Source organism: Pseudomonas piscis (assembly GCF_009380155.1).
Classification (GTDB): Bacteria; Pseudomonadota; Gammaproteobacteria; order Pseudomonadales; family Pseudomonadaceae; genus Aquipseudomonas; species Aquipseudomonas piscis.
Genome location: NZ_WHUV01000002.1, coordinates 748,296 through 771,336 on the forward strand (window position 1 = coordinate 748,296; position 23,041 = coordinate 771,336).

Below are 23,041 nucleotides of genomic sequence, written 5' to 3' on the forward strand. Positions count from 1 at the left end.
CCCGCCCCGCCTCACTGCTTGCCGCGCATGCTGTTGCGCCAGATCCGGTAGCTCCTGATCCCCGCACGTACCGAGCCGAACAGCAGCTGCTCGTCCATTTCCGCACTCATCCCCGAGCGCTCCAGCATCTTCAGGAAGGTGCCGCGGGCACGGGCGATGGCGAAGTGAATGCCCTGGGCGGCCAGGGTGTCGCGGATTTCCCGCAGCACCGCGATGCCGCTGACATCGATATCGGTGACCGCCTCGGCATCGAACAACACCACCTCGGGCTTGCCGTCGCGCCCGATGTTCTCCAGCAGGCGCATCTTGAAGTAGTCGGCGTTGAAGAACAGGATCGCGTCGTCAAAGCGATACACCACCAGCCCGGGCACGGTCCGGGCCTGCGGATACTTGCTGATATCGACCTGGCCTTCGATGCCTGGCATCCAGCCCAGTACCGCGTCGGTGGGCTGGTAGATGCTGTACAGCAGGCGCAGGATGGCCAGGGTCACGGCGAACATGATCCCCGGCAATACCCCCAGGCCCAGCACGCTCACCGTAGTCAGCAAGCACAGCCAGAACTCGAAGCGGCTGAGCTTGTGGATCTGCCCGAGGGATTTCACATCGATCAGGCCCCAGCCGGCCATCAGCAGGACCGCGCCCAGGGCCGGCTGCGGGATCCAGGCCATGGGCGCGGTGAAGAACAACAGGATCAGGGCGATCGCCCCGGCGGCGATGATGCCCACCAACTGGCTCTTGCCTCCGACCATGTCGTTGACCGCGGTGCGCGAATCCGCGCCGCTGATGGCGAAGCCCTGGGAGGCCCCCGCCGCCAGGTTGCTCATGCCCAGGGCGATGAACTCATGGTTGGCATTGATCGCGTAACCGTGGCGCGCAGCGAAGCTGCGGGCGGTGAGCATGGCGCTGCAAAAACTCACCGTGGCGATACCCAGGGCGTCGCGCAGCAGGCTCTTGCTCTCTTCCAGGGTGGTGCTGGGCCAGGATAGTTCGGGGATGCCGGCAGGCACATGGCCCAAGACCGCCACGCCGAACTGGTCGAGGCCGAAGACCCCGGCCAGCAAGGTGAACACCGCCACCGTCACCAGCGCCGCCGGCAACCGTGGATAGCGGCGCGGCAAGCCGATCAGCAGGCCCAGGCTGGCCAAGCCGATGGCCAGGGTCAGCCAGTGGATCTCGCCCAGGCGCTGGAGAAAGTCCATCAGCCCGAGGATGAAGCCCTCGCCCTCGATCTTGAAGCCCACCACCTTGCCCATTTGCCCGGCGATCAGGCTCAGGCCGATGCCGTTCAGGTAGCCGATGAGGATCGGCCGCGAGAAGAAGCTGGCGATGAACCCGGCCCGGGCGATCCCCGCGGCGATCAGCATCAGCCCCACCAGCACGGTGACGATCATCGACAACTCGACGGTGCGCTGCAGGTCGCCCATGGCCAGGGGCGCCACGGCCCCGCCGAGCATGGCGCAGGTGGCGGCATCGGGGCCGACCATCAACTGCCGCGAGCTGCCGACCAGGGCATAGACGATCATCGGCAGCACGCAGGCATAGAGCCCGTACTGCGCAGGCAGCCCGACGATCTGGGCATAGGCGATGGCGATGGGAATCTGGATCGCCGCCACCGACAAACCGGCCCGCAGGTCGGCGCGCAACCATTCACGGCGGTAGTGCAGCAAGTTGGACAGGCCGGACAGATAGCGGGAGAGCAACATGCAGGGTCCTTTCGAAGTGTTCCGTTCTTGTTATTCATCCATGCCCTTGCAAGCCATGCGGCAGGCAAGGCGACGCAGCCCGCTATTGAAGCCAATCGCGCACTCGAACGCCATGAGCTGGAGCAGCTTTTATGCGGATCGTCGAACGTTGGCCTGACGCATCGACGGATACCGATAGAAGCTAACGCCAAGAGCTGCCAGCGTGCTGGATTTCACCACCGGATAAACGCTTGACCTTAAAGATAACTTTAAAGTTAAGGTTTTCCCGTGGCCGCAGAACCACGGTCTTTCGATTCACCAATCGATCTCGCCCAAGCCCCATGGCCGGCAGGCACACGTGGATTCGCTAAGCTCAATGGGCCGGGGCTGCCGAACAACCGATCGAGGTTGGCCCGCAGGCTCCACGCGGCGACTGCGCAACTTCTTCAACGACTCAGGGACACAGCATGCAAACCATATTGGGAGCCAGTGGGCAGATCGCCGTGGAGCTGGCGCGAGAACTGTCCAGCAGCCATACCGATGAGCTGCGGCTGGTCAGTCGCAACCCGGCCAAGGTCAACCCATCCGACACCTTGCTACCGGCCGACCTGCTGGATGCCGACCAGGCCGCCAAGGCCATCGAGGGCAGCAGCATCGTGTATTTCACCGCTGGCCTGCCGCCGGACACTCGCCTGTGGGAGCAGCAATTTCCGTTGATGCTGAAAAACGCTCTCGAAGCGACGCGCGCAGCCAACGCCAAGTTCGTCTATTTCGACAACACCTACATGTACCCGCAAAACGATCGGCTGCTCACCGAAGACGCGCCCTTCCAGCCCGTCGGCCGCAAGGGCCAGGTCCGGGCGGCCATGGCCTCCATGGTGCTGCAGGAGATGGCCCGCGGCGACATTCCGGTGCTGATCGGCCGGGCGCCGGAGTTCTATGGCCCCGGCAAGACCCAGAGCATCACCAACAGCCTGGTCCTGGATAACCTCAAGGCTGGCAAGACGCCGCGAGTGCCGGTGCGCGACGACACCAAGCGCACGCTGATCTGGACCCCCGACGCCAGTCGCGCCCTGGGGCTGCTCGGCAATACAGCAGATGCCTATGGGCAGACCTGGCACCTGCCCTGCGACGATCAACGCCTGACCTACAAGGAACTGGTCGGCCTCGCTGCACAGGTGCAGGGCAAGGCGCCCTCCTACAAGGTACTGGGCAAATGGACCCTGCTGGCCGCGGGCCTGGTTTCCAGCCAAGTCCGCGAGCTGCGCGAACTGCTGCCGCGCTACGAATACGACAACCTGTTCGATTCGTCGAAATTCAAGCAGCGCTTCCCCGAGTTCCAGGTCACTACCTACCGCCAGGGGCTGGAGCAGGTGCTGGGCCGCCACTGAGCCGGCACGGTGGACGAAAGCCGCGCTGCCGGCCGCTCACCGCTCGCCTTGCTAGTACCCACAGCGGTTTTTTCATCTAGTGTTGTGGTGTGCACGGACGTTCGTAATCGGCACGTAGCTTCCCAAGCTGATAACTATCAGTGCCCGGTGCAGCGCGTCCAAGCAGCCCTGCGCAGTCAAGCTTGATCGCAATGACCCATGGCCAAGGAGAGTGCTATGTCATACAGATCCTTGCTGCTTTGCACCCTGTTCACCCTGCCCGCCTACGTCTTGGACGCCCATGCACTGTCCAACGACGATCACGACCAGGAGGCCATCAAGCTATTCAACACCTCCGCCAAGGCGCCCTGCATCAGTGGTTTTCCCTGCTTTGCCATCAGCAACCAGTACCCGACGAGCCCGCCAGCCCCTGCCACGGACTTCCCCTGGAGCCATACCGACTACAAGACCGATCCAGCTAAATACATGGCCCAGGTACTGGCCTATGTGGTCGAAGGCAATACCGGTGTCGACTGGGAACTGCAAAAGAACCCCATCCGGCGTTGGTATCACGCCCCCTGGATGCATGCCAAGCGCGAGCCGGTCCATGGCCTGACCATGGAAAGAGGCAGCCGCCTGCACGAGCTGGGACCTGACCAGACCCGACGCACCAACAACTGGGCGGTAGGCTTCTACAACGACATCGGTGGCAGCAGCTTCGGCAAGGTATGGCAAGACAAGGCACGCCCCACCACGACCCAGGTGGTGTTCCCCGTGGGTACGGTCACCGCCAAGCTGCTGTTCACCGATGCTACCGATAGCGAGGCGCCCTACCTCAAGGGCAACAACCTTCAGTGGCAAGCGGACATTACCAACAAGCGCAATCCGCAAAACCTGCGCCTGCTGCAAATGGATATCGCGGTCAAGGGGCAGGCCGACGCGACTCATAGCGGCTGGGTGTTCGGGACCTTTGTGTTCAACGGCGCCCGGGGCGCGGCCAACTACTGGGACAACCTGATCCCCGTGGGCCTGGAATGGGGCAACTCGACGGACTTCACCTACGCCGATTACCAGGCCGGCAAGCGTCCGGGGGAAAGCTGGGTCAATCCCGAGGCCAAGGCGATGTTCGCTAACCGCGCACCGGACGACCAGATGGGCTACCTGGGACGCATGAACGGCCCGGTGGACAGCCCGCTTTCCAGTTGCATGAGCTGCCACAGCCGGGCCATGGATACCAATGGCGGGCCCGGACCGGACTTCAACCCCAAGACTGACGACAACTGCCTGGAAGTGGTCGAGCTCGAGAACCAGCAGACTTACGTGCGCCAGCCCACATGCAAGGTCAATGAGCAAGCGGTGCGCCTGTTCTACCGCAATCTCAAATCCGACGAGCCCTTCATCCCCGGCTTCAACTCACTGGACTACTCCCTGCAAATGGCCCTGGGAGTGGCCAACTGGCATGCCTGGAACAAGACCCAGCACCCGACGGCGCTGAAGGCGGACAGCAGCACCTTCAAGCTCAAGAGTTCCAGCGTCGGTACGCCGGTGTCGTCGAAGATCCCGCTGCTGCCCGCCGAGGAGGCCTTCCAGCGCGGTGATTGACTCTGCCAGCCGCCCGTGGCCAGTGCTGTGCGAGCGCCATGGGCGAAGGTGCTCCGGAGCACGCCCGGCGTGATGGGCAGCACCGAGTCCACAACGATGGCGTCGTCGCGTTCTCCTGGGCGACGCCACCGTCGACCTGCGGGCATTCGTTCTTAGCAGATGACACGAGGTCAGGTACGGGTCCTCCCCGCTACCTTGCCGCATCACAACGCCGACGCCCGGTGAGCACGGCGCCAGGAGCTGTTGCACAGTGCCCTGGTCACCGCGGACAACCAGCAGTACTTCGACCTGTTTTCCTCTGCCGGCGTGGCCAACTTCGGGCACAATCACCCGCAGATCAAGGCTCGTCTGATCCAGTATCTACAGCAGGATGGGCCGGTACACAGCCTGGATTTTTTCACCTCGGCCAAAGCTGGTTTCATCGAGCTGTTCGAAAGCACCATCCTGCCCGAGCGCTATCGTGGCCATTACCACTATTACTTCTCCCCTCCGGCCGGGACTCTGGCCATCGACGCGGCCCTAAAGTACGCGCGCAATGCCACAGGACGCCGGGAAGTGGCCTGCTTCACGAACTCCTTCCATGGACTTTCCTACAATGCCTTGTCATTGACCGGCAATGCGGCCAAGCGAGCCTCGGCCTACACCGATCTGGCCTCTGTGCTGCGCCTGCCCTATGACCGTTACCTGGGAGAACACGTCGATACCGTGGCGCTCTATGAAAAGCTCCTGGACGATGAAAGCTCCGGATATGGCCTGCCCGCCGCCGTGGTCTTCGAGACCATCCAGGCCGAGGGCGGCATCCATGCCTGCTCCGCCAACTGGTACCGGCGGTTGCTGGAACTCTGCGCGCGCAAGGGTATCGTTACCATCGTCGACGAGATCCAGGCAGGTTGCGGACGGGCCGGAGGTTTTTTCAGTTTCCAGGCCTTGTCGGAGCACTATCCTGACGTCATCTGCCTGGCCAAGAGCCTTTCCGGCTTCGGCCTGCCGATATCCCTGGTGCTGGTCAAGAAGGAACTGGACAGCCTGCAGCCAGGTGAGAACAGTGGCACCTTCCGGGGCAATGCCTTGGCGGTGCAATCAGCCTGTTTCATGCTCGAAACCTTCAACTCGGACGAGTTTGCCCATGGACTCAAGCGCAATGAGCAGATCCTTCAGGACGTGATGGCGCAGGTAGCCCAGAGATGCCCCGTGCGAGGACGGCACATGATCCATGGCATCGAGCTGGAAAGTGCCGAGATCGCCAAGCAGGTGCTGGTGCAACTGCGCAACCGGCATATCCTGGTGGAACAGTGTGGTGGCCAGGGCCGGGTGATCAAGATCATGCCGCCTTTGACCTCCAGTGCTGACAACCTGCAGTGCGCACTGGATGCGGTCATCCAGGTAGTGCGCGAATACACCTGACATGGAGCCCGGGATGAACACCACCCTGTTGCTTGAACGAATGGCGATCCACGACCTGCTGTGCCGGTTCCAAGGCACCTTCGACTTGCTGGACTGGCCAGGCATGCACCACTGCCTGTGGGAGCGGTTGCATATCGATTACTCAAGCTTCAGGGACGAAGCACCCGGGCCCATGCTGCGCGAAGACTACATTGCCCGGCGGCAGGCCGCGCTTAGCGAGTTGAAGATGCAGCACAACTTTTCCAACCTGCTGATCACGATCGATGGCACTGCCGCCACTGCTCGCTGCAATTACCAGATCCATAGATTCAGCACGCAGGACTGTCGTGGCCAGGGCGATTTCTTCCACTCTTACGGGCGATATTTCTTCGAACTGGCCAAGCGCGACGGGCAGTGGAGAATTTGCGCGATCCGCCAGCAACTCATTGCCAACCATGGCACACCAGGGCTGCACCGTGCGGTACTTACAGGCGCAACCTGAGATTCGAGGCGATATGGATACACGACAGCTGCTTACTTTTTCGTTGATCGCCTGGCTATCGATAGCCAGCCCCGGACCGGCGGTGGTCATAGCCATAAAGAACAGCCTCAGGCAAGGGCCGGGCGCGGTGTTGTCTGGTGCACTAGGCAATATCTGCGGGCTGTTCTGCCTTTCGCTGGCGACAATACTCGGGGTAGGCCTGCTCCTCAAGGCCAACCCCCTGGGCGTTCACCCTGCTCAAGATCGGGGGTGCACTCTATCTGTTCTACCTGGGCGTTGGGCAACTGATCCCCAGGAAGCAACTGTTCGGGTCGGAAGCGGCAGCGCAGCAACCCAGCCAGTCGTTTGCAGCGCTGTTCAAGGAGTCTTTCTTCCTCGCCATCAGTAACCCCAAGCCCATCTTGTTCTTTACCGCGCTATTTCCGCAGTTCATCAAGCCCGGCTCATCCCTGAGCATGCAGTTTCTGGTTTTGACCGGCATTTTCATGTTGCTGTCGCTACTGACGCTCCAGGGCTATGGACTGGCCTCACGCAAGATGGTCTGGCTGCTGAGCCAGCCGCGGATCGCCACTTTGGCCAGCCGGGTCGTGGGCTGCTGCTTCATTAGCTTCGGGGTGTTATTGCTGGCCTACCGTGCGCCATAGCCGAAGACCGTTGCTTGGGCTCCTCGCTGGATGACCCGGCAACTACCAGATCTTGTAGGTGCCAAGCCGATACCGGTCCTCTATAAGGGACCGCTTTACCTACCCTCGAGGACATCCAGCATGCACATGGAAGAGCACAGGCTGAGCGAGATGAACGATGAGTTGCGATTTTCGCTAGGGCGTTTCCGCTACGAACAGTTCGTGCAACGGCTGGGATGGCGACTGCCGGCCCATCCCCATCCGGACCAATGCGAATGGGACCAGTACGATACCGAACATGCCCGGTATATCCTGGCCATCAACCGGCAAGGCGCCATCGTCGGCTGTTCGCGGTTGATACCCACCACCTGCCCCAACCTGCTCGAAGGCGTCTTCAGCCAGACCTGCTCAGACGCACCGCCCAGGCATCCAGCCATCTGGGAAATGACCCGCTTCACTACCCGGGAACCACAATTGGCGATGCCGTTGTTCTGGAGGAGCCTGAAGGTCGCCAGCCAGGCGGGGGCCGAGGCCATCGTCGGGGTGGTCAACCGGACCATGGAGCGCTACTACAAGATCAATGGCGTGCACTATGAACGACTGGGGCCGCCGACCCTGCACCAGGATGAAAAACTCATCGCCATCAAGCTTTCGGCCCATCGCGAACAGCATCGCCGTGCCCTGGCCCCAGCGACTTTGGGTGGCAATACCCCTTTGCAGGAAACCGCCTGAACAGGCCGAGCCGCCCGCAGGCGACTCGGCAGCGGCTCAGATGTAGCCCAGGGCAACCGCGTAGGACACGGCCTGGACCCGGTTGCTGGCACCGATCTTGCGCTGGATGTTGCGGTGGTGGTAGTTCACCGTGTCGGTGCACACCCCCATGATCACGCCGATTTCTTCCGAGGTCTTGCCATCGGCAGTCCAGCGCAGCACATCGCATTCCCGTCCACTGAACTCGACCTGGGCATTGAACACGCTGTCATCGCTTTCCAGTTCAGAGATCTTCTCATGGGCAGCGATGGCGAATGCCTTGGTCACAGGTTTCAAGGCCTCGAACTCCTCGAGGCTGATGGCCTTGCTCCGGCGTGCCAGGCTCAGCAGGCCGACTCGTCCCTGGGCATTGAACGAAGGTTGCGCCAGGCCATGGCACAGGCCCGACTCCCTGGCTTCGGACCAGAACTGCGGGGTGTCGCGAAATAGCTCGTTAGTCCACAGGATCGTGGCCGGGGAAAGCTTGCTGTGCTTCACCGTCGGATCGATCAAGGCGTAGTTTTCCCCCTGGTAGCGCTGCACCCAGTGCTCGGGGTAATTGCTATATATAGATGTCCTGGGGCGCATGAACGGGGTCACGCTACACATGCCGTAGGCAAAGAAGTCGAAACCCAGTTCATGCAAGGCTCTCATCGCGATAACCCTGAATTCTTCAGTATCCGCGGCTTGTGCAAAGATACTGTAAAAATAAGCGTCCCATCCAAACAGCTGTCCTAATTCCATTTTGAACACCACTAAAGTTTGAACGAGGTCGTGAGACTAGACCAAACTGAACTCATGTCAACAGGTAAATCGGAAGCTCCATAGACGCCTTCGTACTAACACTAGATTTGTACTATATAGTTAAACTCGCTAGCCATAAGCCAGTATCTACTTTCGATATTAATAGGCCATTACCGGCCTTCAGACGACGAACGCACGATTCTCTTCACGATACTGAAACAGTCCTTCCGAATGGCTTCTTAGCCACCCTCGCTACAAGATCTGGTAGTTCCAACGCCAAGAAACGCAAGTGTATAAACAACCCCCATTCAACGCCGTTACAACAGCAAGATTCTTGATGGCTGCAACTAATTTCGCCCAGAAATAGTTAACCAGACATTTACTTTATTTTAGAAAACGATGGTTCTAATTAAGTGAGGATGCTGCCCATGACTGCTTCAAGCGCTCCCAGCGACTTTGATGATCAAGTTGAACTTCGCAGGAAAAATCGAGCCACCGTCGAGCAGTACATGCGTACTAATGGCAAAGATCGCCTACGTCGTCATGAGTTGTTCACCAAGGATGGCAGCGTCGCTTCCTGGACCAACGAAACCGGAAAACCCCTGGAATTCAGGGGCCATGCCAAGCTCGCCGCCCTCGGCGCGTGGATCGAGAAGTGCTTCCCGGACTGGCAATTCCACAATGTACGGATTTTCGCCACCAGCGATCCCAATCACTTCTGGGTGGAAAGCGACGCTCGTGGCAAGACTCGGGTACCGGGTTATCCAGAGGGATATTGCGAGAATCATTACATTCATTCCTTCGAACTGGACAACGGCAAGATCACCCAGAGCCGTGAGTTCATGAACCCTTTCGACCAACTTCGCGGCCTCGGTGTCCCGGTACCGAAGATCCAGCGCGCAGGTATTCCTGCCTCATAAGTCAAGTCCCTACAACATTGGAGAAAGACCATGCCAAATAGCGCTGCACGACAACTAAATGAGCACGACACCACCGAACTTCGACGGAAAAATCGCGCCACCGTAGAGCAATACATGCATACCAAGGGCCAGGACCGCCTGCGTCGTCACGAGCTATTTACCGAGGATGGTTCTGGCGGCCTCTGGACCACGGATACCGGTGCGCCAATTGCCATCAACGGCAAGTCCAAGTTGGCCGAACATGCTGTCTGGTCACTCAAGTGCTTCCCGGATTGGGAGTGGTACAACATCCAGATATTTGAAACCGATGATCCCAATCATATCTGGGTCGAGTGCGATGGCCACGGCAAGATCCTGTTCCCAGGATATCCGGAAGGTTATTACGAAAATCACTTCCTGCATTCTTTCGAATTGCAGGACGGCAAGATCAAACAGAACCGCGAGTTCATGAATGTCTTCCAGCAACTGCGCGCCCTGGGTATTCCGGTGCCGCAGATCAAGCGCGAAGGCATTCCTACCTGAATCCCATCGAGAGAGTGATCGCATCATGGAAGACTTACTGAACCGAGTTCTAAGTTGTGAAGCGTTGCAGCAACCTCAATGGAGCGAGCCTTCACAACTGCACGATGCGCAGGCCTATCTCCGGGACAGCGCGCCGCTGATTCGCGTCGAAGACGTCCTGGTGCTGCGGGAGACCTTGGCCAAGGTCGCGGCCGGCGAGGCAATGGTCATCCAGTCCGGTGATTGCGCCGAGGACATGAGCGAGAGCTCTCCCAACCACGTGGCCCGCAAAGCCGCGGTGCTGGACATGCTCGCCGGTGCATTGCGGCTGGTGACCCAACAGCCGGTGGTACGAGTGGGGCGGATCGCCGGGCAGTTCGCCAAGCCTCGTTCCAACAACAGCGAGCGCATCGGCGACGTCGAGTTGCCGGTGTATCGCGGTGACATGGTCAACGGCCGCGAGGCCGTCGACAGCCATCGGCAACACGATGCCCAGCGCCTGGTGCGTGGCTATCGGGCCGCCCAGGACATCATGCAGCACCTGGGCTGGAGCGAACCGGTGGACCAGGAGCCACTGAACGGTTCGCCGGCCTGGACCAGCCACGAGATGCTGGTACTGGACTACGAACTGCCCCAGGTCCGCCAGGACGAACAAGGCCGGGTGTTCCTCGGCTCGACCCACTGGCCGTGGATCGGCGAGCGCACCCGGCAATTGACCGGCGCCCATGTGGCGCTGCTCAGCGAGGTGCTCAACCCGGTGGCTTGCAAGGTCGGTCCGGACATCACCCGCGAGCAGTTGCTGAGCCTGTGCGAACGCCTGGACCCGCGTCGCGAGCCGGGACGCTTGACCCTGATCGCCCGCATGGGTGCGCACAAGGTCGGTGATCGCCTGCCGCCCCTGGTCGAAGCGGTCCGCGGTGCCGGGCACAAGATCATCTGGCTCAGCGACCCGATGCACGGCAACACCATAGTCGCCCCGTGCGGCAACAAGACCCGCATGGTGCGGACCATCACCGAGGAAATCATCGCCTTCAAGCATGCCGTGACTGCGGCCGGGGGCGTGGCTGCCGGCCTGCATCTGGAGACCACTCCCGATGAGGTCAGCGAATGCGTTTCCGATGTCATGGAGCTGGACCGGGTCGCCAGCCAATACAAGAGCCTGTGCGATCCGCGCCTGACTCCCTGGCAAGCCATCACCGCGGTGATGGCCTGGAAGAACTCGCCCTCACCCGCCCTTTTCTGACTGGAGTTAGTCGCCATGACCGGCATTCCATCGATCATTCCCTATGCCCTGCCCACTTCCCGCGACCTGCCCGTCAATCTCGCGCAATGGCATATAGACCCCGAGCGCGCCGTACTGCTGGTGCATGACATGCAGCGCTATTTCCTGCGGCCGTTGCCCGAGACCCTGCGCGAAAGCGTAGTGGGCAATGCCGCACGTATTCGCCAGTGGGCCGCCGATAACCAGATCCCGGTGGCCTACACCGCCCAACCCGGGAGCATGAGCGAAGAGCAACGAGGATTGCTCAAGGACTTCTGGGGGCCAGGCATGCAGGCCAGCCCCGGCGATCGCGAGGTGGTCGACGCCCTGGCGCCGCGTCCCGGCGACTGGTTGCTGACCAAGTGGCGCTACAGCGCGTTCTTCAATTCCGACCTGCTCGAGCGCATGCGCGAGAGCGGTCGTGACCAACTGATCCTCTGCGGGGTGTACGCCCACGTGGGAGTGTTGATTTCCACGGTGGATGCCTATTCCAACGACATCCAGCCGTTCCTGGTGGCCGATGCGATCGCCGATTTCAGCAAGGAGCACCACTGGATGGCCATCGAATACGCCGCCAGCCGCTGCGCCATGGTCGTGACCACCGATGAGGTGCTGCTATGAGCCAGGCCAGCGTCCCGCTGATCGAACGTATCCTGCAACCGGCCCCCGGGCCCTTTGCCCTGCTCTACCGTCCGGAGGCCACTGGCCCAGGATTGCTGGACGTCCTGGTGGGCAAGATGGCGGAACCCCGGCACTTGGCGGATATCGAGCTACCCGCCACCACCATCGGCGCACCGCGCCTGGACGTGCTGACGCTGATTCCCTACCGACAGATCGCCGAGCGCGGCTTCGAGGCGGTGGACGACCAGTCGCCGCTGCTGGCAATGAACATCACCGAACAGCAATCCATCGGCATCGAGCAATTGCTGCAGCTGCTGCCCGATGAGCCGATCCAGCTGGACAGCGAGCGCTTCGACCTGAGCGACGAAAGCTACGCCGAGATCGTCAGCCAGGTGATCGCCAACGAAATCGGCTCTGGGGAAGGCGCCAACTTCGTGATCAAGCGCACCTTCCTGGCGGAGATCAGCGACTACGGTCCGACCAAGGCCCTGTCGTTCTTCCGGCACCTGCTGGAACGGGAAAAAGGCTCCTACTGGACCTTCATCATCCACACCGGCGAGCGGACCTTCGTCGGTGCCTCGCCCGAGCGCCACATCAGCGTCAAGGATGGCCTGGCGGTGATGAATCCCATCAGCGGCACCTACCGCTATCCGCCCGCCGGCCCCAGCCTGGCCGAAGTGATGGAGTTCCTGGCCAACCGCAAGGAAGCCGAAGAGCTGTACATGGTGGTGGACGAAGAACTGAAGATGATGGCGCTGATCTGCGAGGACGGCGGCCATGTCCGTGGTCCGTACCTCAAGGAAATGGCCCACCTGGCCCACACCGAGTACTTCATCGAGGGCAAGACCCGCCGCGATGTGCGCGACATCCTGCGCGAGACCCTGTTCGCCCCGACGGTCACCGGCAGCCCGCTGGAAAGTGCCTGCCGGGTGATCCGGCGCTACGAGCCCCAGGGGCGTGGCTACTACAGCGGCATGGCGGCGTTGATCGGCAATGACGGCAAGGGCGGACGGTCCCTGGACTCGGCGATCCTGATCCGTACCGCCGACATCGATGACCAGGGCCAGGTGCGCATCAGCGTCGGCTCGACCATCGTCCGCCATTCCGACCCACTGGGCGAAGCCGCGGAAAGCCGGGCCAAGGCCGCCGGCCTGATCGCCGCACTGAAGAACCAGACCCCATCGCGCTTTGGCGACCACCTGCAAGTGCGCGCCGCCCTGGCCAGCCGCAACGCCTATGTCTCGGATTTCTGGTTGATGGACAGCCAGCAGCGCCAGCAGGTCCAGAGCGACTTCAAGGGGCGCCAGGTGCTGATCGTCGATGCCGAAGACACCTTCACCTCGATGATCGCCAAGCAGCTGCGGTCCCTGGGGTTGCTGGTGACCGTGCGCAGCTTCAACGACGAGTACAGCTTCGACGGCTACGACCTGGTGATCATGGGCCCCGGCCCCGGCAACCCCAGCGAGATCCAGCAGCCGAAGATCAACCACCTGCACCTGGCCATCCGCACCCTGCTCACTGAGCAGCGGCCCTTCGTCGCGGTGTGCCTGAGCCACCAGGTCCTGAGCCTGTGCCTGGGCCTGGAGCTGCAGCGCCGGGAGATCCCCAACCAGGGCGTGCAGAAGCAGATCGACCTGTTCGGCAACCCCGAGCGGGTAGGCTTCTACAACACCTTCGCGGCCCAGAGCACGAGCAGCCGCCTGGACGTCGAAGGCGTCGGCACCATCGAGATCAGCCGCGACAGCGAGACCGGCGAGGTACATGCCTTGCGCGGGCCGGCGTTCGCCTCGATGCAGTTCCACGCCGAGTCGCTGTTGACCCAGGAAGGCCCGCGGATCATGGCCGACCTGCTGCGTCATGCCCTCATCAATACCCCCGCCGACAGCAACGCTTCGGCGGCCCGGAGATAACCCATGCACGAATACGTCATCATCGACGCCTTTGCCAGTACCCCGCTGGAAGGCAATCCGGTCGCGGTGTTCTTCAATGCCGACGACCTGAGTGCCACCCAGATGCAGCGCATCGCCCGGGAAATGAACCTCTCGGAAACCACTTTCGTGCTCAAGCCGCGCAACAGCGGCGACTGGCTGGTCAGGATCTTCACCCCGGTCAACGAACTGCCCTTCGCCGGCCACCCGCTGTTGGGCACCGCCATCGCCCTGGGTGCCCACACCGAGAACCACCGGCTGTACCTGGAAACCCAGATGGGTACCATCGCCTTCGAGCTGGAACGCCAGAACGGCAGCGTGATCGCCGCCAGCATGGACCAGCCGATTCCCACCTGGTCGGCCCTGGGCCGCGATGCCGAGTTGCTCAAGGCCCTGGGCATCGAGTCCTCGACCTTTCCCATCGAGATCTATCACAACGGCCCGCGCCATGTGTTCGTCGGCCTGCCGAGCATCGAGGCGCTGTCCGCCCTGCATCCCGATCACCGTGCCTTGTCGAACTTCCACGACATGGCCATCAACTGCTTTGCCGGTTCCGGGCGGCGCTGGCGCAGCCGGATGTTCTCGCCGGCCTATGGCGTGGTGGAGGATGCCGCCACTGGCTCGGCCGCCGGGCCACTGGCCATCCACTTGGCTCGCCACGGCCAGTTGCCGTTCGGCCAGCAGGTGGAGATTCTCCAGGGCGTGGAGATCGGTCGACCTTCACTGATGTTCGCCAGGGCCGAAGGCCGGGCCGAGCAGCTCAAGCGAGTCGAAGTTTCCGGTAATGGCGTGCTCTTCGGGCGGGGGACCATTGTGCTATGAACAATCCACTACAAGGCAAGCCACTGTTGGGCAGCGGTATGTCGGAGTCCCTCACCGGTACCCTGGATGCGCCCTTCCCAGAGTTCCAGAGCCTGCCGGACGAGCCCATGGGCGTGCTGCGCAACTGGCTCGAGCGCGCCCGCCGCGTGGGCATCCGCGAACCCAAGGCGCTGGCCCTGGCCACCGCCGACAGCCAGGGCCGCCCTTCGACCCGGATCGTGGTGATCAGCGAGATCACCGATACCGGCCTGCTGTTCAGCACCCATGCCGGCAGCCAGAAAGGCCGTGAGCTGACCCAGAACCCCTGGGCCTCGGGAGTCCTGTATTGGCGCGAGACCAGCCAGCAGATCATCCTCAACGGCCGGGCCGTGCGCTTGCCGGATGCCAAGGCCGAAGAGGCCTGGTTGAACCGGCCCTATGCCACGCATCCGATGTCCTCGGTATCGCACCAGAGCGAGGAGCTGCTGGATATCCAGGCCATGCGCGACGCCGCCCGGGAGCTGGCGCAGGTCTCGGGACCGTTGCCGCGGCCCGCTGGTTACTGCGTGTTCGAGCTGCGGCTGGAGTCCGTGGAATTCTGGGGCAACGGCCAGGAGCGCCTGCATGAACGCTTGCGCTATGACCGCAGTGACAAGGGCTGGGAGGTACGACGCCTGCAACCCTGAATAAAGCAAGTGTTGGTACGGGATCTACCGCGCGATGGATTGGCACTGGGGGCAAGACACTGCGGTTTACCCGACATGCGTCATGGAAGTCTTTCCGGCCATCCTCACGCGGCTCATCGATTAATCAGAGGAGTTGCTAAATGTGTGGTCTCACAGGATGGGTAGACTATACGCGCAGGCTCGAAGGGGAAAATCCTGCAATTCGCGCCATGACCAATACACTCGCGTTTCGCGGGCCGGATGCCGAAGGTACATGGAAGCATCGGCATGCCCTTCTGGGGCATCGGAGGCTGGCGGTCATCGACCTGGACGGTGGCATCCAGCCGATGATCTATCGTTTCGCCGATGGCCAGGAGGTCGCGCTGGTCTACACCGGCGAGGTGTACAACCACGACGCATTGCGCGAGCAGCTACGAAAACTGGGGCACGAGTTCCAGACCCGCAGCGACACCGAAGTGGTACTGCATGCCTACCTGCAATGGGGCGAGCGCTGCTGCGAATACTTGACCGGCATGTTCGCCTTCGCCCTGTTCGACGGGCGCGATGGCCACCTGTTGCTGGTCCGTGATCGCCTGGGGATCAAGCCGCTGTTCTACGCCCGGCATCGCGATGGCCTGCTCTTCGCCTCGGAGATCAAGGCCATCCTGGCTCACCCGGAATTCACCGCGACCCTGGATGTGACGGGGTTGGCCGATGTGCTCACGCTGTCCAAGGGCACAGCCCAGACACCGTTCAGAAACCTGATGGAGCTGCTACCAGGCCATCTCCTGTCCTGGCGTCCCAATGGACCGATAAAGATCCACAGCTATTGGGAAGTACGCCGCCAGGAACACCAGGACGATTTGCCGACCACGGTGCACAAGACCCGCGAGTTGGTCACCCTGGCACTGGGGTCGCAGCTGCATGCCGACGTTCCGGTGTGCACGCTGTTGTCCGGTGGGCTTGACTCCACCGCCCTCACGGCGCTCGCCCAGCGCTTGGAGAAGACCAGGACCGGCGGGGATATCAACTCCTTTTCCGTGGACTTCACCGGCCAGTCTGAACATTTCAAGAGCGACGACCTGCGTCCCGAACAGGATCAGCCCTTTGCCTTGCTGGCTGCAAAGGCCATTGGCAGCCGGCACCAGACCGTGCTTATCGACAACGCGGAGCTTGTCAGCGACCTGGCACGCCGCGAGGTGTTCCGGGCCAAGGACGTGCCATTCACTTTCGGTGACATGGATACCTCGCTGAACCTGCTGTTCAGGGAGATTCGCAAGCACTCCACGGTGGCCATCTCCGGCGAAGGGGCCGACGAGGTGTTCGGTGGCTATGGCTGGTTCCGTGACCCCAAGGTCGTGGCCACTGCGAGCTTTCCCTGGGCGTCGCGAGTGCAGTTGCCGGCCGGGTTCATCAATCCGGACTTCAATCGCCGATGCGATCTGGCCAAGTACCAGCAGGCGAGCTACGACGATGCTCTGCGCCAGGTCGAGCATTTGGCCCAAGACAGCCCGCAGGAACGGCGGATGCGCGAGCTTTGCCATATGCACCTCAAGCGCTGGATGGTGATCCTGCTCGATCGCAAGGACCGCCTGAGCATGTGCAACAGCCTGGAGGTACGTGTGCCGTTCACCGATCACGAGCTGGTCGAGTACCTCTACAACGTACCCTGGTCGATCAAGAGCAAGGATGGCGAAGAGAAATGGCTACTCAAGCAGGCCTGTGCCGACCACGTCCCCGAGGCAGTGCTCAAGCGCAGGAAAAGTCCCTATCCGACCTCGGCCGACCTGGGCTATGAACGCTTCCTACGCCGCAGTACCGAGCAGTTGCTGCAGGACGTCGGCAACCCGGTGTTCGGCATCGTCTCCCACGCTCATATCACCGAGGAACTGCGCCAGCCCGAGGGCTGCTTCAATACACAAATAAGCCGGCATGGCCTGGAAACCGCACTGGCACTGGATGCCTGGCTGCGCTCCCACGGGCTCGCGGTCTGATCGGAGCCTGAGCTAGCCGCCCGGGTTCCCTCATCCCCCGGGGCACTGTGCGCAGTGTCCCGGCTATCCCACTGCATTGCGGCGGCATTGGCCTTAAGGCCCCTGCCATTGTGCGGCCATCGCTCAAAGGAGCTTGCCCCACCCGGCTTTCACCAGAGCCAGCCACCGCCGCGGGCCAGTTCCTGTTCGCAACTGCGGTATTGGGCGCCGAACAGCGAGGCCCGGGCCTGGACCTTGAGCGATACGCTTTTCAACCAGGGCTTGGCGTCGTAGCTGCGGTTGCGATAGCCACCCCAGCCTTCGTGGTAGTTCAGGTACTGGCCGTAGGCGTCCCATTTGGAGGTGCGATTGACGTTGTAGCTCTTCTGCATGTACCAGCCCATGAAATCCAGGGCGTCAGCGAAATTGTCGCGGCTTGCCCCCCAGCCACCTGCGTCCTTCTTGTAGTCGGCCCAGGTTTCATCCTTGGCCTGGGCGTAGCCGTAGGCGGTGCTGACCCGGCCCCAGGGAATGAAGCCCAAGAAGTAGTAGCGCGGGGGCAAGGCGTCGTGCTTGAACGATGACTCCTGGTACATCATCGCCATGGGCACCTGGATCGGGGCGCCCCAGCGCTGGTTCATCTTCTGCGCCGCTTCGTACCACTTGGGCTTCTCGCGAAAGATCTCACAGAGATTGTCGGGGTTGGCCGGAGGCTTGGTGGCGCAACCGGCAAGGGCCAGGAGCAGGACGGGGAGCAAGAGCCGAAGCATGGAGGGGACTATTCCTTGGGCGCGGGCCTGGTGCAGCCCTTCGGGCGAAGCTTTATACACACTTTGCCATCAGCCGGCGATACGCCAGCGCGCAGCGCTGTGTTGCAACTCGCAACAGCGCCTGGCCAGGTCAGGCCTGCCGGCACACACGCGGCAGGCCCGCTGCCGGTCAATCGGGGCGCCAGCGCTCTCCACGATTGTTGCCGGTGCCCTTGTAGCCGCCGTAGCCATCCGGTTCCCAGCCACCGCCGGCATTGTCTCCGGTGCCGATGAAACCGCCACGGCCATCGGGCTCCAGCCCCCTGCCCTGGTTCTTGCCAGTACCGGTGTAGCCACCACGGCCATCGGAGACATAACCACGCTTGCGGTTCTCGCCCGTCCCCTCGTAGCCGCCCTTGCCATCGGACGCCCAGCCGCCGCCCCAGGCGCTGCCTTCACCGTGGAAGGCGCCCTTGCCATCGGACTTGTAGTCTTGGCCGTAGTTGGTGCCGGTACCGGTGTAGCCACCCGAACCATCCGGGGTGAAACCGGCGCCCTTGTTCAGCCCGGTGCCTTTGAGTCCGCCATCGTCGGCCGGAGCATAACCGCGACCATAGTTGTTGCCGGTGCCTCGGAGCGAGCCGTCCTTCTGCAACTCGTAATCGGAACCCTGGTTCTTGCCCGTGCCCTTGAAACCGCCATGTCCGTCGGGCTCGTAGCCGCGATCCTGGGCGAAACCCTGGCCGATGAAACCTTCGGCGGCCAGCAGCGGCGTACCGACGCCGAGCAAGGCGATGGCCAATAGCAGGTGAGAATGTCTGTTCATGCCGTATCGATATCCTTATGTAGGGGGAACGCCAGAATTTTTTGCCTGCTTGACCTCAGCGGGAGATCGCCATCCAACCTGCGCAACCGGTCATGATCCCGGCCGAGGTGCGGTTCAGGCGCTGCATGGCCCTGGGCGACTGGATCGCCCGCTTGATCCGCGCCCCGGTCATCAGGTACGCCAGTTGGATGCTCAGGTCGATGCCGACCCCCAGTGCAGTGATGAAAGCCACTTCCGACCAGGACAGCGCCGTCAGGTCGAAGGCATGGGGCAGCACCGCACCGAAGAACACCACCGCCTTGGGATTGCTCAGGGTCAGCAGCGCTCCGGCGAGCAGCCCGCGGCCGGCCGAGCGCTTCGGCAGCTCCTCGGGCTGCGTGGGGTTCTTCGACCACAGCTTCCAGGCGATGAACAGGATGAAGGCCACGCCGAGCCACTTGACGCCGATGAACAAGTACTCGAAGCGCAGCGCCAGCGCCGCCAGGCCCAGGGTGGCCACCAGCAGCCAGAGCGCATTGCCCAGGACCATGCCACCGATGAACGGCAAGGTGGAACGGGCCCCGCGCGCCACCACCTGCCCCAGCATCGCGGCCTGGGCCGGGCCGGGAATGGCCGCGGCAATGGCGAACGGTACGGCGAAAAACCAGATCGAGGCAGTCACGCTCATCGACGAAATCCCCCAGGTCACAGTGATGTCGGCCTGGATACTCGCACCGAGGCAGCCGCTTGGGCAATGCCCGCTCCAGTGACGGCGCTGGATTCATGACGGGGCTTGGCCTGCGGGCCACAGGGGCACTGCATCAGCCCCCGGCAAGTACCTCCCGGGCGCACAGCAACAAGCCGTCGACCACCGCAGAAGGCGTTTGCGCACGGGTGGCCAGGCCCAGGGTCGCCCGTGGCTGTTCCAGGGCCAGCTGGCGAAAGTTCAGCCCGGGACGGGCCATCCGCTGCATCGAGGCCGGCACCAGAACAATGCCCATGCCGGCCGACACCAGGTTGACCGCCGAAGACACCTGGGGGGCCTGCTGGTGGATCAGCGGGCTGAAGCCCTGGGCCCGGCAAGCGCTGACTATCTCGGCGCTCAGGCCGTAGCCGGACTTGCGCGAATAGAGGATGAAGCGCTCATCGCGCAGGTCCGCAAGATCCAGGCGCTCGCGAGCGAGCAAGGGATGGCTATCGGGCAGCACCACCATCAGCGGCTCCTCACTGAGGACCTGGAATGCCAGGTCGCCACCCCCGGCAAAAGGCGGACGGACGATGGCGGCATCGATCTGTCGCTCCAGCAGCCGGCCGACCAGGGTCTCGCTGTTGCCCTCCACCAGGTTGATCTGCACCTGCCGATAGCGCTGCTGGTAGAGACGCAGCAACGCGGTCATGCCCTCGTTGAACGAGGCCGACTCGGTGAACCCCAGGGTCAGGCTGCCGATCTCTCCGCGCGCGGCTCGCAGTGCCCGGACCTTGGCCTCTTCGGCCCGGGCCAGGATGTCCCGGGCACAAACCAGGAAGGTCTTGCCGGCATCGCTGAGGACGATGCCGCGGCCCTGGCGGTGAAACAACGGCGTGCCGATTTCCTCTTCCAGTGCGCGGATCTGCTGGCCCAGCGGCGGTTGGGCGATGTGCAGGACCTGGGCCGCCTTGGTCAGGCTCTGGGCCTCGGCGGTGGCCACGAAGTAACGCAGGTGCCGGAGTTCCATGGAATGTTCTACGTTCTGATTTTGGATAATTAGAATATTAGACATAACAAATGCCCAGGACCAAGCTTTGCCTATCCAAGCAACGACACCCGCCAGCCCTGGGAGGCACCATGAAAAACACAAGGAAACTACGCGATCTGTTGGCCAGCGGCGAAAGCCTGGTAGCCCCTGGCGTCTACGACGGGCTCTCGGCGCGCCTGGTGGAGCTGGCCGGCTTTTCAGCCGTCTACGCCAGCGGCGGAGCCATCGCCCGCTCCGCGGCGCTGCCGGATATCGGCCTGTTGAGCTTCAGCGAGGTCCTGGAACGCGTGGAGAAGATCGTCGACGGCAGCGCTTTGCCGGTGATCGCCGATGCCGACACCGGGTTCGGCGGCAGTGCCAACGTCGAACGTACGGTACGTGCCTTCGAACGTGCCGGGGTGGCGGCACTGCACCTAGAAGACCAGGCGTTTCCCAAGCGCTGCGGGCACCTGGACGACAAGTCGCTGATCGATACCGAGCAGATGTGCCGCAAGCTGCGCGTCGCCCGCGAGGCTCTGGACGATCCGGACCTGGTGTTGATCGCCCGTACCGATGCGATCGCCGTCGAAGGCTTCGACGCCGCCCTGGAACGGGCGCAGCGTTATGTCGAGGCCGGTGCCGACATGATTTTCGTCGAGGCCCCGGAGACTCTTCAGCAGATCCGCGAAATCGCTGCCCGGGTCCCCGGACCCAAGCTGATCAACATGTTCCATGGCGGCAAGACCCCGATGATGCCGGTCGAGGAGCTGGCGGCCCTGGGGTATCAGCTGGTGATCATCCCTTCCGACCTGCAACGCGCGGCCATCCATGCCACGCAGCAAGTCCTGGCGCAGATCAAACGCAGCGGCGACAGCTCGGCGTTGGCCAGCCAGTTGGTGAGTTTCCAGGAGCGCGAGCGCATCGTGCGCACCAGCCGCTACCTGGAGCTGGACCAGCGCTGATCGCCGCGCCGCCCGAACAGGCCATAGCGGTCCCAGCGATACGGCGCCAGGTCGATCGCCGGTTGGCGGCCAGCCACCAGGTCGCTGACGATCCGCGCCGAGCCGCAGGCCATGGTCCAGCCCATGGCGCCGTGGCCGCAGTTGAGTAGCAAGTTGCGCACTTGGCAGGTGCCGAGGAACGGCAGGTTGTCCGGGGTCATCGGCCGTTGTCCGAGCCATTGCGTCGCGGTAACGCCCTGCAGCTGCGGGCAGACCTGCTCGGCGAAACGCTGCAGGGCGGCAAAGCGCTGCTCGATCTTGCCCGGTCCGGGTTGCCCGACATCGGCGAACCCGGTGAAGCGCAAGGTCTGGCCGAAGGCCGCCCAGGCTACCTTGTGCGGGATCAACACCGCGCCGACGCTCGGCCGCGGGATCCGGCCCAGAGGATAGGACAGCGAGTACCCCGTCACCGGGTGAATCGGCAAGCGCAGCCCCAAGGGCGCCAGCAAAGGTGCCGAAGCCAGGCCGGCGGCGACCACCACGGCATCGGCGCGCCGCCGGCCCTGGTGGGTCCGCACCCCCACCGCCACCCCGGCTTCGACCTCGACCGCCAGCACCTGCTCAGCGAAACGCGCCACGGCCTTGGTCACGCAAGCACGCTCGATGGCTGCCTGGGCATAGCGGGCTGCATCTCCCGTGCCGTCCCGGGCGCAGTAGACCCCCTTGGCAAAACCCACACGGGCCAGTCTTCTCCAGCCTGGGACCATGGGCTAGAGCAAGGCCGCCACTTGTTCGGCCGTGGCCTTGGCCGATTGCGGGTTCTGCCCCGTCACCAGGCGGCCATCGACCACCACCTTGGTGGTGAACGGCAACCAGGCCTTCTCGTAGCGTGCCCCACGCTGTTTCATCAGTTGCTCGACGTTGTACGGCACCTTGCCTGCCACGCCCGCCAGCACCTCCTCGATCCAGGCGTAACCAGTCAGGCGGCGCCCCTCCACCAGCAGCCGGCCGTCGCTGAGCCGCGTGTTGAGCAACCCGCAGTAGCCGTGGCAGACCGAAGACACGATGCCGCCCTGCTCGAAGATCTCCCGGGTCAGGCGCTGCAGGCCCGGGTCGTCGGGGAAATCCCACATCACTCCATGGCCGCCGGTGAAGTAGATGGCATCGAAGTCCGCGCCCTGCAACTCATCTGGATGAGCAGTGTGGGCCAGGCGCCGCAAGCTCGCCGGATCCTCCAGCCAGGCCTTGGCCGTGCCATCGAGCAATGGCCACTTCAACGCCCTGGGCTCCAGGGGCGAGGCGCCGCCTCTGGGGCTGACCAGGCGCTGCTCATGCCCCCTGGTGGCGAACACCTGCCAGGCATGGGTCAACTCCCCCAACCACAACCCGGTGGGTTGGCCGGGGTCGGCGTAATGGGCGACGTTGGTGACGACATGCAAGATGCGCTTGGCCATCGATAGGTACTCCGCACAGTGCCGGGACTGGCAAAAGGTTAGTCCACCAGG

22 protein-coding genes and 1 pseudogene are annotated in these 23,041 nt (G+C 62.8%); 15 read left to right on the forward strand and 8 right to left on the reverse strand.

Translation table 11 applies throughout. The features are described from left to right. Window positions 1-11 precede the first annotated feature (11 nt). On the reverse strand, window positions 12-1,703 hold the full coding sequence (locus GDH07_RS13440) for a SulP family inorganic anion transporter (RefSeq protein WP_152897851.1): 1,692 nt from the start codon (window positions 1,701-1,703) through the stop codon (window positions 12-14). Window positions 1,704-2,149: 446 nt separating this feature from the next. On the opposite strand from GDH07_RS13440, the gene GDH07_RS13445 reads away from it, so the two are divergent. The 6 genes and pseudogenes from GDH07_RS13445 to GDH07_RS13470 all read left to right on the forward strand — a co-directional run bounded on the left by GDH07_RS13445 (window position 2,150) and on the right by GDH07_RS13470 (window position 7,894). Continuing rightward, window positions 2,150-3,073 (forward strand): NAD-dependent epimerase/dehydratase family protein, encoded by a 924-nt coding sequence (locus GDH07_RS13445; protein WP_053129838.1) that lies wholly within the window; start codon window positions 2,150-2,152, stop codon window positions 3,071-3,073. Window positions 3,074-3,289: 216 nt separating this feature from the next. Next, on the forward strand, window positions 3,290-4,654 hold the full coding sequence (locus tag GDH07_RS13450) for a hypothetical protein (RefSeq protein WP_152897852.1): 1,365 nt from the start codon (window positions 3,290-3,292) through the stop codon (window positions 4,652-4,654). 243 nt (window positions 4,655-4,897) lie between these two features. Then, window positions 4,898-6,058 (forward strand): aminotransferase class III-fold pyridoxal phosphate-dependent enzyme, encoded by a 1,161-nt coding sequence (locus GDH07_RS13455; protein WP_178124058.1) that lies wholly within the window; start codon window positions 4,898-4,900, stop codon window positions 6,056-6,058. Window positions 6,059-6,071: 13 nt separating this feature from the next. Then, window positions 6,072-6,539: a nuclear transport factor 2 family protein gene (locus tag GDH07_RS13460; protein ID WP_178124059.1), complete on the forward strand. Its 468-nt coding sequence runs from the start codon at window positions 6,072-6,074 to the stop codon at window positions 6,537-6,539. A gap of 227 nt (window positions 6,540-6,766) precedes the next feature. Continuing rightward, a pseudogene (locus GDH07_RS13465) lies at window positions 6,767-7,183 on the forward strand (LysE family translocator); the annotation flags it as partial. Window positions 7,184-7,303: 120 nt separating this feature from the next. Then, complete coding sequence (locus GDH07_RS13470) at window positions 7,304-7,894, forward strand: acyl-homoserine-lactone synthase (protein WP_152897855.1); 591 nt, start codon at window positions 7,304-7,306, stop codon at window positions 7,892-7,894. A gap of 36 nt (window positions 7,895-7,930) precedes the next feature. On the opposite strand, the gene GDH07_RS13475 is transcribed toward GDH07_RS13470, so the two are convergent. Further along, the gene (locus tag GDH07_RS13475) at window positions 7,931-8,656 is read right to left on the reverse strand and encodes an autoinducer binding domain-containing protein (protein ID WP_152897856.1); all 726 of its coding nucleotides are present in this window, start codon (window positions 8,654-8,656) and stop codon (window positions 7,931-7,933) included. Window positions 8,657-9,084: 428 nt separating this feature from the next. Between GDH07_RS13475 and GDH07_RS13480 the strand changes: the two genes are divergently transcribed. The 8 genes from GDH07_RS13480 (at window position 9,085) to asnB (ending at window position 17,347) form a co-directional block, all read left to right on the forward strand. Then, window positions 9,085-9,576: a PhzA/PhzB family protein gene (locus GDH07_RS13480; RefSeq protein WP_152897857.1), complete on the forward strand. Its 492-nt coding sequence runs from the start codon at window positions 9,085-9,087 to the stop codon at window positions 9,574-9,576. A 30-nt stretch (window positions 9,577-9,606) separates the two neighbouring features. After that, complete coding sequence (locus tag GDH07_RS13485; RefSeq protein WP_031321683.1) at window positions 9,607-10,098, forward strand: PhzA/PhzB family protein; 492 nt, start codon at window positions 9,607-9,609, stop codon at window positions 10,096-10,098. A gap of 25 nt (window positions 10,099-10,123) precedes the next feature. Further along, entirely contained in the window at window positions 10,124-11,320 is a 1,197-nt protein-coding gene (locus tag GDH07_RS13490; RefSeq protein ID WP_053129815.1) for a 3-deoxy-7-phosphoheptulonate synthase, read from the forward strand. 15 nt (window positions 11,321-11,335) lie between these two features. Beyond that, entirely contained in the window at window positions 11,336-11,959 is a 624-nt protein-coding gene (locus tag GDH07_RS13495) for an isochorismatase family protein (protein ID WP_022640947.1), read from the forward strand. After that, on the forward strand, window positions 11,956-13,869 hold the full coding sequence (locus tag GDH07_RS13500) for an anthranilate synthase family protein (RefSeq protein ID WP_152897858.1): 1,914 nt from the start codon (window positions 11,956-11,958) through the stop codon (window positions 13,867-13,869). Before GDH07_RS13495 ends, GDH07_RS13500 begins: the two co-directional genes overlap by 4 nt. 3 nt (window positions 13,870-13,872) lie before the next feature. Then, window positions 13,873-14,709: a PhzF family phenazine biosynthesis protein gene (locus GDH07_RS13505; RefSeq protein ID WP_022640949.1), complete on the forward strand. Its 837-nt coding sequence runs from the start codon at window positions 13,873-13,875 to the stop codon at window positions 14,707-14,709. After that, window positions 14,706-15,374 (forward strand): phenazine biosynthesis FMN-dependent oxidase PhzG, encoded by a 669-nt coding sequence (phzG, locus tag GDH07_RS13510; protein ID WP_022640950.1) that lies wholly within the window; start codon window positions 14,706-14,708, stop codon window positions 15,372-15,374. Before GDH07_RS13505 ends, phzG begins: the two co-directional genes overlap by 4 nt. Window positions 15,375-15,514: 140 nt before the next feature. Beyond that, on the forward strand, window positions 15,515-17,347 hold the full coding sequence (gene asnB / locus GDH07_RS13515) for an asparagine synthase (glutamine-hydrolyzing) (protein ID WP_152897859.1): 1,833 nt from the start codon (window positions 15,515-15,517) through the stop codon (window positions 17,345-17,347). A gap of 149 nt (window positions 17,348-17,496) precedes the next feature. Here the strand turns inward: asnB and GDH07_RS13520 are convergent, their stop codons facing one another. The 4 genes from GDH07_RS13520 to GDH07_RS13535 form a co-directional block, all read right to left on the reverse strand. Further along, window positions 17,497-18,096 carry a transglycosylase SLT domain-containing protein gene (locus GDH07_RS13520; RefSeq protein WP_152897860.1) on the reverse strand — a complete coding sequence of 200 codons (600 nt, stop codon included), beginning with the start codon at window positions 18,094-18,096 and terminating at the stop codon, window positions 17,497-17,499. 169 nt (window positions 18,097-18,265) lie between these two features. Further along, window positions 18,266-18,901 carry a hypothetical protein gene (locus GDH07_RS13525; protein ID WP_152897861.1) on the reverse strand — a complete coding sequence of 212 codons (636 nt, stop codon included), beginning with the start codon at window positions 18,899-18,901 and terminating at the stop codon, window positions 18,266-18,268. A gap of 55 nt (window positions 18,902-18,956) precedes the next feature. Beyond that, window positions 18,957-19,568 (reverse strand): LysE family translocator, encoded by a 612-nt coding sequence (locus tag GDH07_RS13530; protein ID WP_152897862.1) that lies wholly within the window; start codon window positions 19,566-19,568, stop codon window positions 18,957-18,959. 133 nt (window positions 19,569-19,701) lie between these two features. Next, window positions 19,702-20,595, reverse strand: coding sequence for a LysR family transcriptional regulator (locus GDH07_RS13535; RefSeq protein ID WP_152897863.1), 894 nt, complete (start codon window positions 20,593-20,595; stop codon window positions 19,702-19,704). Between the two features lie 110 nt (window positions 20,596-20,705). Here GDH07_RS13535 and GDH07_RS13540 point away from each other — a divergent pair, with 110 nt between their 5' ends. Continuing rightward, the gene (locus GDH07_RS13540) at window positions 20,706-21,557 is read left to right on the forward strand and encodes an isocitrate lyase/PEP mutase family protein (RefSeq protein WP_152897864.1); all 852 of its coding nucleotides are present in this window, start codon (window positions 20,706-20,708) and stop codon (window positions 21,555-21,557) included. On the opposite strand, the gene GDH07_RS13545 is transcribed toward GDH07_RS13540, so the two are convergent. Further along, on the reverse strand, window positions 21,533-22,273 hold the full coding sequence (locus GDH07_RS13545; RefSeq protein WP_178124061.1) for an FAD-dependent oxidoreductase: 741 nt from the start codon (window positions 22,271-22,273) through the stop codon (window positions 21,533-21,535). The genes GDH07_RS13540 and GDH07_RS13545 overlap by 25 nt on opposite strands. A gap of 33 nt (window positions 22,274-22,306) precedes the next feature. Then, window positions 22,307-22,990 carry a type 1 glutamine amidotransferase domain-containing protein gene (locus tag GDH07_RS13550; protein ID WP_152897866.1) on the reverse strand — a complete coding sequence of 228 codons (684 nt, stop codon included), beginning with the start codon at window positions 22,988-22,990 and terminating at the stop codon, window positions 22,307-22,309. Window positions 22,991-23,041: the final 51 nt, after the last annotated feature.